Here is a 12,283-nt window from a genome sequence, read left to right as displayed (position 1 = left end):
CCAAAAATTTTCTTGGCTTTTTGTATAACAAAATTTAGATAGCTCATTTAAAATCAGCTGGTTTTTCACCCTTATTTTGAGCAAAATAGTAAGCAATATCATCCATTATTCGTTCTGATGCATGACCATCACCATAAGGATTCTTGGCGTTAGCCATTTGTTCATATACCTTCTTATTATCAAGTAACTCCAACATTGCGTTTCTAACATTATCAACTTGTGTTCCCACTAATTTGAGTGTACCAGCTTTAACACCTTCTGGCCTCTCTGTAGTATCTCTTAAAACTAGGACTGGCTTGTTTAAAGCAGGAGCTTCTTCTTGAACTCCTCCAGAATCTGTCATGATGAAGTAGCTTAATTTGGCTAAGTTATGAAAATCAACCACATCTAAAGGGGCAATCAAATGAATTCGCGAGTCATTACCTAAAATTTCGTGAGCAACTTTTTGGACACTTGGTGATAAATGCACAGGATAAATAATTTCAACATCATCATGGTTGTCTACGACCTGCTTCATCACCTTAAAAACCCGTCTCATAGGTTCTCCCTGATTTTCCCGCCTGTGCATGGTCACAAGTATTATCTTGCTTGCGGGTTTAATCAGATCTAAAACCTCATGGTGGTAATCACTTTGAACAGTTTCTTCCAAGGCATCAATAGCTGTATTACCAGTGATAAAAATATTATCAGAATTGTGGTTTTCTTTAATCAGATTTTGCTTACTTACCGCAGTTGGTGCAAAATAAAGATCAGTTAAATCATCTGTCATTTGCCTATTCATTTCTTCGGGAAAAGGTGAATACTTATTCCAGGTTCTAAGGCCAGCTTCAACGTGACCGAGTGGGCATTGAAGATAAAAGCTGGCCAAACCAGCAGCAAAGCTGGTAGTTGTATCTCCATGAACCAAAACAATATCTGGTTTAACTTCTTTTAGAACTTTTGTCATATCGATTAATACTTTGGCTGTCACGCTCTCTAAAGTTTGGTTTTTCTTCATAATATTAAAGTCATACTCCGGCTTGATTTTAAATATATTAAGAACTTGATCCAGCATCTCTCGATGTTGTGCTGTAACCACCGTAACTTCTTCAAATCGATCATCTTTTTTTAGTCTCTGTACCAACGGAGACATCTTTATGGCCTCAGGCCTGGTACCAAAAACAGTCATTACCCTAATTTTGCTCATAATTTCCTCCATTTTATTAATATATTAGTAAATTAGCGGCAAAAAAACAAGTAAATTATGGTTTAATAACTATTGAATAACAAAAGTTGGTGAAGAAATGTATCATGGATTTAAATTATTACTAATTACAGGACTGTTAATAGTTTTAGCAGCTTTTTGTTTTGTCTTTAGTTTTGACGGCAGAAAGACAGTCAAATGCAGAAGAATTTTACTTGGAATAGCAGTAATTCTATTCATATTAATTATCTTTTTAGTTATTCGTATTTTGAAATCACCTTTCTATTAAAAATATAGTAAGAAAATGCTCTAGATCAGTAACTACACAAATATTTATTTTATAAAAGTGTTTATTCTTTCACTTTATATATTAATTCGCTGTATAATGATTTTGAAAAGAGGTGAATAAATTATGGGCAAGGTGGAAGTCACTAAAAATGTTTGGGTCACTACTCACGGCGATAAATGGGCTGTTAAAATTGCTGGTAGCGACAAATTCTCTAAAACTTTTGACAGAAAAGCTGATGCTTTAGAATATGCAAAAAGTCTGGCACAAAAGAAAAAGACCGAACTAATTAGTCAAAAAAGAAACGGGCGTATTAATCTTAAAAATTCGTATGGTCGTGACAGTCCCAAAGCCGCAGGCTAATATATCGATACATTGTTATTACTACTATTTTCATATATTTTATCTAATCTGACATTTTAATTAATCTATATTTCTCAAACTAAAATATAAACTTTATTTTATTCATATTTACATAAATAACAAATCTTTCAAATTCTGGTCTGATTATCTTCTTGGTAATCAGACTTTTATTTGTCCACAATTATTTTTACCCCTAAAATATCTGAACTATCAATACTATCTTCTTTTTTGTTACCAACAAATGTGAAATTGGTCTTTGCTGCATTTTTGATTAAAACATTCGTTACAATAAAAGTTTTAATTGCACCATCTTTAAGTTTAAATGCAGCTTTTTTACCTTTTAGGACAAATTTTAATTCAAAGTATGTCATTTGATGTATAGCCAAAGAAAAATTGGCACTGCCTGGAATTGCATCAACCACTTGAGAGATAAAAACATCATCTTTTGGATCATCAGCCATAAAAATCATTTCAGGCTGGTCATCATCTTCGTCCTCAATTTCATTAACAAAAATTGTTCTTTTAGTACCATCTTTTAATTCAAAAGTTACATTACGAGCCCGAAAATTAGCTAAAACTTCGGGTAAAGACATTTTGTGTGGATTCATTTTTAAAAATTCTAATTAAACTAAAAAAGCCAATCTCGTTTAAAACAGAACCTTAAGTAAAAATAGCCTGCCAATCAAATTAGCTAATAAATTCCGAAATTTACATATAAATTATACTTGATATGACCCCGGTGAGATTCGAACTCACCTCTACGGTTTAGGAGACCATTGTTCTATCCAGATAAACTACAGGGTCGCAATAGATTAACTTTACCAAATTTGAGTGATAAAAGCCAATTTTTTTAGTAACTAATATTGACGAGTAAAATATGGTTGTGGTGCATTAGAATCAGCGATTTTATCTGCCGCAAAAACAAAAGGTGTCCAAATGGCTAAGGCTATCAGCATGTTAACAATTGACAATACGATAGCACGCCAATCATAATTACAGGCTAAAAATGGCCCGATGATTGGGGGCACAACGGCAGGAACTGCTGCTTGGACAGGATTAACTAAATTCATCATGCTGACACCGTAAGAAAAAGCCACATTGACTAATGGGGCAAGGACAAATGGAATAAAATAAACGGGATTAAGAACTACAGGCAAGCCAAAAATAATTGGTTCATTGATATTAAAAATTCCTGGAGCTAGTGCAACTTTAGCAATTGTCCGGTAGTCACTCCTCTTGGAAAACAGCAGTATGGCCACAATTAACATCAATGTTCCCCCTGTTCCTCCAAACCAGGCAAATGCATCAAACGATCCGCGAACCCAAATAAAAGGTGCTTCTCTTCCTGCACGAGCAGCTGTGACGTTGACATTCTGGGCAGTTAACCAAATTGAATCTAAAATTGGAGCCCAAACGCTTAAGCCATTAAAACCAAAAAAGCTGAAAATCTGAACTAATAAGGTCACAAGCATTACCATGCCGAAGCCTTGGCCTAATTTTACTAAAGGGGTTTGAATCGAATTGAGCAGCCAGTTGCCAAAAAAAGTTCCCGTGATTGTCTGAAAGACAAAATTAATCATACCAACGCAAAATATCGCAATAATTGCGGGAATGAGTGAATCAAAAGCCATTTGTTCAGCATAAGGCAAATTAGCAGAAAGGTGAAGTTTGATTCTCGCCCTAAAACAAAGGGCAAAGATAGCAACACCGATTGAGCCAAATAAAATTGCAGTAAAAATGCCGGTAGTTGAAAATTGTGAAATGTTAAAAGCTTTTTGAACAGGAACTACTTTGCCGTTAATTTTAAGTTTAGTTAAATTAGCAATGCTCATGGCCAGAGAAGATAAAGAAACAATTGCTCCAGCAACTGGATCAACTTCCATGCTTTTAGCTAAATGATAGCCCAAAGACATTGACAAAAAGAGAGCAAATAAAGCAAAGGTACCGCGCCAAACCACATTACACACTAGTGAGAGTGGCTGCATTGCCCAAGCAAAAGTTTGCCAGCCTAATTCAGTTTTAGCTGCAGCAATCAGGCTTTTGACCAAAACAGCAAGGGAACCTGCAATAGTAATAGGCATTACTGAGACAAATGCATCCCTTAATGCCACCAGCCAGTGAGTTTGCCCTAATTTATTTGCTAAAGGCAAAATATAGTCTTCCAGCCAAGCTACTAATCGACTCATTTTTGCTCCTTTCTTTTCAAATAATGGGGATGATAGCCCTTGTTTTTATTCTTATGCTTTTTATGTTTTTTGTTTGATCCACTAACCTTCTTTTCTTTAGTTGCGTCCTGTTTCTTATTTTCCTTTTTACGTGGCTTTTTAGTAGTTAAATGAAACCCTGCAAAATATACACGTTCAATTTTAACACTCTGCTCGAGCAGCTTCCTAAGATCGCGCAAATCATGATCATCACCCAGGGTAACCACAAATCCTTTGGCACCCATGCGGCCAGTTCTTCCGGCACGATGCATGTATGTGTTAACTTCACTAGGAATGTCGTAATTTATCACATATGTTACACCAGCAATGTCTAAACCACGGGCAGCCAAGTCGGTTGCTAGGAGCAATTTGATTTTACCAACTTTAAAATTATTGAGAGCTGCCTCTCTTTTCTGCTTGCCGAAGTCATTAGCTAAAATACCAAATTTAGTCTTAGTATGTGCCAAAATACCGGCAAAACGCATCATTGTTTGGTTTGAATCAAAAAATAGGATACCTTTAAAACAATCAAGGCGCATTAACCGCTGAATAAAATCAACTTTATGCGCATTATCTATTCGCAAAAAATAATTTTTAACAGTTGATTTCTGTTCTGGTCGCACATCAATAGTGATAAATTTGCGGGCAAAAATATCTTCTGCCTGTTTGGTTATATCAGATTCAGTAGCACCAAAAAGCAAGATTTGCGAGTCAGCTGTCATATTCTGCCCTAAAGAACTTAATAATTCCATTTTATTGAATTCTAAAACGTCATCTGCCTCATCTATTACCAGAGTTCTTATCTGATTAACTTTTATGCGATTAGCGGAAAAGAAATCAAAAAATCTTCCGGGTGTAGCAACGACAATTTCAGGGTGTTTCTTTTTTAAATTATCTTCCTGACGTTTGCGATTTCCTGCCCCAATAAGTGTAATTCCAGTTAAAGCGAGAGCATGAATAAAGGGATTAATGGCATGGCGAATCTGCACCGCTAATTCTGTTGTTGGTGCAATAATAATTAAACTATTGGGTTTGCCTTTTTCTACTTTTTCCAGTGCGGGTAAAGCATAAGCCAAGGTCTTTCCGGTTCCCGTTTTTGCAAGTGCAATACAACTTGCACCATTTAAAATTGGAGTTCGCGTTTCTTGCTGAATCAAAGTTGGTTCAGCCATTTTTAATTTTGTTAAAACTGATTGAATTTCTTGTTTCATTATTGTGTTAATTGTCCGTATTTCTCCTTGTACTGGGTAACTGTACCATTGTATGTCAGCATAACTACCCCACTTTCTAAATTTCTTACAGACTTTACCCGTCCGTCATTGTTATAGCGCCAAAATGAATATTGCATTTTATTTGGGGCTTTTTTACCGCCAGTAATAAACTGTACACCATGGGGAAAATATTTTTTATATTTAACTGGGATATCTATCATGACGCGTTTATTTAATCCTTGAAGCATGCCAGCAAATTGAGCCATTTGTTTAATATATGATAAATCATAGCTATCAATAGCTGGTTCTATACAAATTGGTAAACTTCCCGTGTCTGTGCCCACCTTTTTCAGAAAATACTGATAGTGCTGCAATGGTGTTGATTCATTGCTGTAAGCAACGATGGTGCCAAAAGCAAGTTTAGTTCCTAATATTTGATCACGATAAGACAAATAATCATCGTCAAAGTACGAGCGCCCCTGTGTACTTCTCAAATAGACAAATGAAATGCCGTTAGACTGCAGTTCATGTAAATCAACATAACCATAATTCTGGTTTAATTCAACGCCAATTGCACTTGAATTGCCATTTGGCGGTAAAGTAGTTTGCTTATGCATATTGGTTATACCAACGATAAGAAGCCCAATTGCAACAATTAGCAATATTAGAATCGCAGGTAAAGTAAACTTATGATGAAACCTTTTCATCTTTTTCTCCGTTTATTTTTCTACACCTGTACATTATAGCAATTTTTCAGCTACAGTTGCTAACTACAATCTTAGCAATAAAAAAAGTGATCGACCATAAAGTCGATCACTTAATAAACAAAAATTATTCTTCAACTAAATATACTGGCTTTTGACCATTTAAAACGCGCTTAACATCAGTCATACTGTGTTCAATCATATTTTTAACAGAGGTCTTGGTGTAATATGCGGAGTGCGGCGTAAAGACCACATTAGGCATTTTTGCTAATTCCTGGTACTCAAATGGCAATTCGGAAATATCTTTGAATTTCTTCATGACAATTGCCTCTTCACCAGTCATAACATCCAATGAAGCACCAGCAATTTCTTTGTTCTTCAATGCATCAATCAAGTCTTGAGTATTAACCAATGGACCTCTAGCTGCATTAATGAGATATGCGGTGTTCTTCATTTCTTTAAATTGCTTTGCACTAATCATATCTTCCATTGAAGGCTCAAGAGGTGTATGCAATGTCAAAATGTCCGCATTTTTGACTACAGTATCAAAATCGGTATATTCCAAAAATGCCTCATTGGCAGGATTTTCAACCAAGTCATAACCGAGTACTTTGGCTCCTAAAGCATGAAACATTTCTGCAACGCAAGAACCGATACGCCCAACACCAATAATACCAACTGTCTGGTTATAGATTTCATCACTCATCAAATCTTCAGACCGAACAAAATTGAGGTGCTCTCTTTCATTATCTAAAATAGGACCCCACTTTCTCAACAAGTACATTGCAGAAGTCAAAGTGTTCTCCGCCACTGCACGAGGAGAATATGCCGGTGTATTAGTTACGATCATATGATACTTGTGCACAAAATCAAAATTGACAATGTTATACCCAACAGACCTTAAAGCTATTTGCTTAATTCCATATGAGCTCAATTTACGATAGACCTCTTCCTCATCTATGTCAAAGACCTGCAAAACGCTGACAACATCATAGCCTTTCGCCATCTCAACAGTCTTAGCATCAAGCTTGTCTTCAGTTGAAACTAAATCATCTTCAGGATGATCTTTATTCCACTTGTCAGCATAAACCTGTTGCTCCGGGGTCATATTGTAAAGTAAAGCTTTCATTATTAATCCTCCTTTTTTGGATAAAAAATTTATATCTCTTATTGTATCTAAAATTAGAATAAAATTAAAGATAAATTTCAAAAAATAATAATTTAAGCCTAATCATATGAAAGCTAATAAGACCATCAGATTTGCACATTATTTTAAAGTGCTAAATTAAATTTTTTGTTCAATTTGGTTGATATTAACACGTAAAACCTCTCTTAACCAGGGAAAACGTGCCTGCATTTCAGAGAATTCTGGTCCTTCTGCCAAAAATTTTCCGGTTCCTTTAACATGAAATCCAGCTCCTGGGCCAGCTGTACCCTCTACTTTTTTTGAACCCATAGTTAATAGGATATGATTGTCTTGGTTAAAATCATTCTCAATACTGTGCATTCCCGCTGCAGGGATATAAAGGCAATTGTTTGCCTCGTCGACTTTTACATACGACATCCACGTATTTACCACACTGGCTGGGTTGGCATTAATAGTAACAATGGTAACTGGTCCTTCATCATTCATGACATCTAAAAATTTTTGATTCATTTTTTCTCCCCCATAATAAAAAAGCTACTTTTTCAGTAGCTTCTTTTATTATGGAACACTTGTTCGAAATTGCAAAATCATTTGCTTTTATTTAGTAAGCTCTCTTACCCTTTTTATAAACTGCTTTATCTTTTTGCACAACAGCATTGATTTTCTCTAGCGGATTTTCATCAAGTACCAAAAAGTCTGCGTATTTGCCCTCTTCTAGCGAACCATATTCGTCAGCAATTTTAAGTAGTTTAGCGGAATTATAGCTGGTTTCTAAAGCTTCAAAATTAGTAAAGCCTTGTTCTACTAGTAAAGGCAGTTCTTCAGGAGTCATCGTAAAGTCATTAAATGGTGTGCCGGCATCAGTGCCCAAAGTGATTTTGACACCAGCATTTTTGGCCTTAGTAATGTTGCCGCGCAAATCTTTCCAAGCTGCCGCAATTTTATTCATTTCCCAGTCTGGAATTTTACCCGGTGCATATTCGATAAATGCCCAAGCTCCAACTATCGTTGGCGTCAAATATGTTCCTTTTTCAATCATCAGCTTAATTTCTTCATCATTAACGTAGAAGCCGTGCTCAATGCTGTCAACGCCGGCCTTAATCGCATTCAAAATTCCCGGATTGCCTTCCGCATGTGCGGCCACAGTTAAACCCTTGTGGTGAGCTTCTTCCACTGCAACGTGCATTTCAGCTTCACTTAATTGAGGATCATCAAGAGAATCGTTTTCAGTCATGACGCCACCTGTGGCCATGACTTTAATTGCCTTGGCGCCGGCTTTAATTCCCTGACGAACTGCTTTGCGCATTTCATCTGGTGAATCGACCAGCACACCAAAATTAGGCAAATCGCCGTGTCCTCCAGTCATAGAAAACGGGTGTCCTGCTGGCACGATTTCTGGCACTTTGGTTAACTTATTTTTCTTAATTAAATTATTAAGAGCAATATCGATATTATAAGTGCTGCCACATTCACGAATATAGGTAACACCGGATTTTAATAAATCATGCAAATGTTTTACTGCACGCACAGTTGAAGAAACTACATCAGATTCACTACCACCATCAGGGGTTAAGGGATCCATAATAATATGTGTATGGCAATTGATTAGACCAGGAATCACATATTTATTTTGTAAATCAACTGTTTTATCTGCTTGAGGTGCAGTACCTGTATCAATTTCAGTAATCTTACCACTTTCGTCATCAACCACTAATGTTGTATTAGACTGAATTTTATCATCAATCCCATTAAACAAATTAACGTTAGTATAAGCAGTTTTTGTCATTTAGAAACCTCCAAAATTTTGTATAAAAAAAGCACTCATCCTTTTCTTCTTAAGGACGAGTGCTCGCGTTACCACCTTTTATTCATTTATTACTCACGTAATAAACCTCATTAACTATCAAACAATAGCTTGCAGAAATAACGGATGCAACTCCGCCACTGGCTGATTATCACCAATGGACATCAATTAGAAGCCCATGTTCGCTACTTACTGCTAACTGATTTTCACCCAAATATCAGCTCTCTTTATCAGCAACAAAATAGTTACTCTGCTTTTCAAGATGTTGTTTATTTAATTGACTTTTAATCTATCATTATTTATTAATTATGTCAACACCATGAAGTAAAAATGAAGAATCGGCAGTTCACTTGGGGGTATAGCATTAACTATTTGGCTAAGAATGGTAAAAAATTTTATCATCTTAGCCTTACTTTTCTGATGTTTTTATAATAGTTATTTTGTTTAACTTGATGATATTGCTTTTTTTAAGTTTATGCTAGGTAAAATTTTAGTAACAGGTAATCGATAACCGCTTTGATGCCACACCTCCAACTACGACTTTAAATTAGTTTTGATTACCACTGTTTTTAGTCGTTAAGCCAGAATGCTAATAATTAATCTATCCCTACTCATATGCGTTTTTTCTACTAGTTTGCAACTAGTATTAGCTTAAGTGATCAACTAACAATCCTTTTTCCTGAAAGGGGTAAAAGGCAAGAGCCTCAACTTTTTGCTTTAATCATCCGCTATTTTATTTTAACGTTGATGAGATATTAGCAAATTCAAATAAAAACTAAAGTGATGAAATTTAAAGTAATTTAATGATTAAATGAATATGAATTATTCTAACTAAAACAACAGTTTATTGAGAAATTAGATTTATACACAAGAAAGAAAGATACTTAATTAACAATGATGTAAATGTTTAATTAAAGTCAAGATTAAACTGATAACTATATTTTTAACATCAGATTCGTTACCATTATTGGCTGCGTTCAGGTCTTAATTTCTTGGTGCTTTTAAAAGCAATATCCTAGTCCTGACCAGAGATTAACGGCAACGAAAAAGATTCTACAATGAAAGTTGATATAATTTAACCAATTACATTCATAAATAAAAATATTTACCTTTTGTTAATAATTTAGTGGTATTTATTTTATAAATATATACAAATAAATTGCTGTATGGTTTATCAACAAAATAGCTTTTAATTTACATTATTTTTAAATACTCCAATTTGAGAAATATATCTTTTTAATTCTGGCTAAAATAAAATCACAATCAACAAAGGACTAATCTTTTGCTAACCAATATCATCTTATCTACTAATTTGATTTATTTGACTAAAGCGTGATAAACATCATCTTGAGCGTGAATCTTATCGCCTGTTTTAGCATCGTCACTTGCTTGTATAACATGATCTATTGAATTTGTAATTACTGTAATAATTGTTGGCTTTTTACCACTTGCTTTAATTTGCTCAAGATCAACTTCAGCCAACTCACTTTTTGGAGAAACTTTCTCTCCTTCTTTGACTTTAATAGTAAACGGTTTCCCTGCCAGATCAACAGTATCGATTCCCATATGTAATAATACTTCCAGACCGTCTTTCGTTTTAAGTCCAATTGCATGCTTGGTCTTAAAAATTGAAACAACTTCACCTTCTACTGGACTGAAAATATGTTGATCAGTTGGTTCAATTGCAAAGCCTTCCCCCATCATTTTTTTAGAAAAGACTTCATCATCAACATCAACTAAAGATTTAAATTTACCGTTAACGGGTGCAGTAAAGTCAATTGTCATTTTATTATTTTCACTTACTATATTATCTTCAGCATCATGGCTAGTTGTGGTCTCATTTTTCCTTTGAGGATGAGCTAGCAAATCATTTATTTCTTGACTATAAAGATCGGCTTTACCACCAAAAATAATTTGAAGTCCACCAGCGACTTTTAAAACACCCGGAGAACCTAATTTTTTAAATACAGGTTCATTAACTTGACTGTTATCTTTAAGTGAAATTCTTAATCTGGTAGCACAAGCAGAAATAGTATTTATATTCTCAGCCCCACCTAAAGCTGCAATAATTTGCTCAGACTCTGTATGTAGACTGGTGACATTTCCTGATTTGTAATCAGTTTTTTCAACGTCATTATCAACTTCAGTTTGCATTCCAGGAATATTGACATGGAATTTTTTAATACAAAAAGTGAAAACAAAGAAGTAGAGGAAAAACCAAATAACACCAATAATTAATACATTAGGCCAGTTTGTTTTATCTTTTCCTTGCAAAACACCAAACAACAGGTAATCTATTAATCCACCAGAAAATGAATTACCAATTCTAATGTTCATAATATCTGCAAGATAGAATGAGCAACCATCAAGAAATGAATGAATTAAATATAACCAAGGAGCTACAAATAGAAATGAGTATTCTAAAGGCTCGGTAATACCTGTAAGAAAAGAAGTAAGACCACCTGAAAGATACAATCCACCATCTTTTTTCCTGTTAGCTTTTGGCAGGCAAAGATACATTGCTAAAGCAGCTCCAGGCAAGCCAAACATCATGGTTGCAAAACGTCCAGCGAAAAACCGAGTACCATAAGTGAATAAACCATGGAAATTTGGATCAGCTAATTGGGCAAAGAAAATATTTTGAGCTCCGACAACGGTTTTTCCAGCTACTTCTGCTGTACCACCGAGTGCCGTATACCAGAACATCGGATAAATAGTATGATGTAAACCGACGGCTCCAGTCAGCCGTAATAAAAATCCGTACAGGAAACTACCAAAACTGCCCATTGCAGCAATTGCATGTCCAGCAGTAGTCAGCCAACCTTGAATTGGAGGCCAGATTAAGTAAAATATTGCACCGATAACTATAGCAGCAATTGCAGAAATAATTGGTACGAATCTCGATCCGCCAAAAAAGCCTAAAAATTGTGGCAACTGAATTTTACGGTAGTGGTTATGCAAATATGCTACAACGGAGCCAATTACGATCGCACCTAAAACACCAGTGTCAATTGTATTTTTAGGGTTAAACAATTGTAGCAAACCAGAAATTGTCGCAGTATATACAAGATAAGCTACACCACCAGCTAAACCGGCAGTACCCTTATCACCTTTAGCTAAACCAACAGCCAAACCAATCGAAAAGATTAAAGCCAAGTTACTAAAAACTGCGTTACCAGCAAAATTCATTATTTTTAATGTATTTTGTAACCAAACTTGATTTAAAACTGGAAAAGCTGAAACAGCCGCATCATTTGTTAGAGCTCCGCCAAGTCCTAACAATAAACCGGCAACCGGCAAAATAGCAATTGGCAACATGAAAGCTTGCCCTAATTGGGAAAACCACTGACCAATTGCAGTGAATCTCTTATTTTTAGTCAT

Annotated in this window: 11 protein-coding genes, 1 tRNA gene and 1 other annotated feature; of the genes, 1 reads left to right on the top strand and 11 read right to left on the bottom strand. The window is 35.3% G+C overall.

Going from position 1 to position 12,283, the window contains the following annotated elements:
* Positions 1 to 43: 43 nt before the first annotated feature.
* Entirely contained in the window at positions 44 to 1,186 is a 1,143-nt protein-coding gene (gene wecB / locus JF76_RS03025; protein WP_045927750.1) for a non-hydrolyzing UDP-N-acetylglucosamine 2-epimerase, read from the bottom strand.
* Positions 1,187 to 1,288: 102 nt separating this feature from the next.
* The gene (locus JF76_RS10490; RefSeq protein WP_261982431.1) at positions 1,289 to 1,423 is read right to left on the bottom strand and encodes a hypothetical protein; all 135 of its coding nucleotides are present in this window, start codon (positions 1,421 to 1,423) and stop codon (positions 1,289 to 1,291) included.
* A gap of 172 nt (positions 1,424 to 1,595) precedes the next feature.
* Between JF76_RS10490 and JF76_RS03020 the strand changes: the two genes are divergently transcribed.
* Positions 1,596 to 1,832 (top strand): DUF2188 domain-containing protein, encoded by a 237-nt coding sequence (locus JF76_RS03020; RefSeq protein WP_045927749.1) that lies wholly within the window; start codon positions 1,596 to 1,598, stop codon positions 1,830 to 1,832.
* Between the two features lie 167 nt (positions 1,833 to 1,999).
* Here JF76_RS03020 and JF76_RS03015 read toward each other — a convergent pair whose 3' ends face one another.
* The 9 genes from JF76_RS03015 to JF76_RS02975 all read right to left on the bottom strand — a co-directional run bounded on the left by JF76_RS03015 (position 2,000) and on the right by JF76_RS02975 (position 12,283).
* Positions 2,000 to 2,440, bottom strand: coding sequence for a hypothetical protein (locus JF76_RS03015; RefSeq protein WP_045927748.1), 441 nt, complete (start codon positions 2,438 to 2,440; stop codon positions 2,000 to 2,002).
* A 123-nt stretch (positions 2,441 to 2,563) separates the two neighbouring features.
* Positions 2,564 to 2,636 (bottom strand) — tRNA-Arg (locus JF76_RS03010).
* A 53-nt stretch (positions 2,637 to 2,689) separates the two neighbouring features.
* The gene (locus tag JF76_RS03005) at positions 2,690 to 4,018 is read right to left on the bottom strand and encodes a PTS sugar transporter subunit IIC (RefSeq protein ID WP_045927747.1); all 1,329 of its coding nucleotides are present in this window, start codon (positions 4,016 to 4,018) and stop codon (positions 2,690 to 2,692) included.
* A complete protein-coding gene (locus JF76_RS03000) occupies positions 4,015 to 5,250 on the bottom strand; it encodes a DEAD/DEAH box helicase (protein ID WP_045927746.1) in 1,236 nt (411 codons plus the stop codon). Before JF76_RS03000 ends, JF76_RS03005 begins: the two co-directional genes overlap by 4 nt.
* Complete coding sequence (locus tag JF76_RS02995) at positions 5,247 to 5,954, bottom strand: GH25 family lysozyme (RefSeq protein WP_045927745.1); 708 nt, start codon at positions 5,952 to 5,954, stop codon at positions 5,247 to 5,249. Before JF76_RS02995 ends, JF76_RS03000 begins: the two co-directional genes overlap by 4 nt.
* 124 nt (positions 5,955 to 6,078) lie before the next feature.
* Positions 6,079 to 7,080, bottom strand: coding sequence for a D-2-hydroxyacid dehydrogenase (locus JF76_RS02990; RefSeq protein ID WP_045927744.1), 1,002 nt, complete (start codon positions 7,078 to 7,080; stop codon positions 6,079 to 6,081).
* Between the two features lie 156 nt (positions 7,081 to 7,236).
* Positions 7,237 to 7,608, bottom strand: a complete 372-nt coding sequence (locus tag JF76_RS02985) for a hypothetical protein (RefSeq protein ID WP_045927743.1) — start codon at positions 7,606 to 7,608, stop codon at positions 7,237 to 7,239.
* A 91-nt stretch (positions 7,609 to 7,699) separates the two neighbouring features.
* On the bottom strand, positions 7,700 to 8,884 hold the full coding sequence (locus tag JF76_RS02980) for a metal-dependent hydrolase family protein (protein ID WP_045927742.1): 1,185 nt from the start codon (positions 8,882 to 8,884) through the stop codon (positions 7,700 to 7,702).
* A 48-nt stretch (positions 8,885 to 8,932) separates the two neighbouring features.
* Positions 8,933 to 9,172, bottom strand: a binding site (T-box leader).
* A 1,047-nt stretch (positions 9,173 to 10,219) separates the two neighbouring features.
* Positions 10,220 to 12,283, bottom strand: a complete 2,064-nt coding sequence (locus JF76_RS02975; RefSeq protein WP_045927741.1) for a glucose PTS transporter subunit IIA — start codon at positions 12,281 to 12,283, stop codon at positions 10,220 to 10,222.

Origin of the sequence: Lactobacillus kullabergensis (genome assembly GCF_000967195.1) — a bacterium.
GTDB classification, from domain to species: Bacteria; Bacillota; Bacilli; order Lactobacillales; family Lactobacillaceae; genus Lactobacillus; species Lactobacillus kullabergensis.
Note: the sequence above shows the minus strand (reverse complement) of the source record. Positions and strands in the feature narration are given on the sequence as shown.

Excerpts from the sequence above, each read along its gene's own strand:
- JF76_RS02995 (WP_045927745.1), bottom strand. The coding sequence starts at position 5,954 with ATGAAAAGGTTTCATCATAAGTTTACTTTACCTGCGATTCTAATATTG.
- wecB (WP_045927750.1), bottom strand. The coding sequence starts at position 1,186 with ATGAGCAAAATTAGGGTAATGACTGTTTTTGGTACCAGGCCTGAGGCC.
- JF76_RS02975 (WP_045927741.1), bottom strand. The coding sequence starts at position 12,283 with ATGACTAAAAATAAGAGATTCACTGCAATTGGTCAGTGGTTTTCCCAA.
- JF76_RS02985 (WP_045927743.1), bottom strand. The coding sequence starts at position 7,608 with ATGAATCAAAAATTTTTAGATGTCATGAATGATGAAGGACCAGTTACC.
- JF76_RS02980 (WP_045927742.1), bottom strand. The coding sequence starts at position 8,884 with ATGACAAAAACTGCTTATACTAACGTTAATTTGTTTAATGGGATTGAT.
- JF76_RS10490 (WP_261982431.1), bottom strand. The coding sequence starts at position 1,423 with ATGAATAGAATTACTGCTATTCCAAGTAAAATTCTTCTGCATTTGACT.
- JF76_RS03015 (WP_045927748.1), bottom strand. The coding sequence starts at position 2,440 with ATGAATCCACACAAAATGTCTTTACCCGAAGTTTTAGCTAATTTTCGG.
- JF76_RS03020 (WP_045927749.1), top strand. The coding sequence starts at position 1,596 with ATGGGCAAGGTGGAAGTCACTAAAAATGTTTGGGTCACTACTCACGGC.
- JF76_RS03005 (WP_045927747.1), bottom strand. The coding sequence starts at position 4,018 with ATGAGTCGATTAGTAGCTTGGCTGGAAGACTATATTTTGCCTTTAGCA.
- JF76_RS02990 (WP_045927744.1), bottom strand. The coding sequence starts at position 7,080 with ATGAAAGCTTTACTTTACAATATGACCCCGGAGCAACAGGTTTATGCT.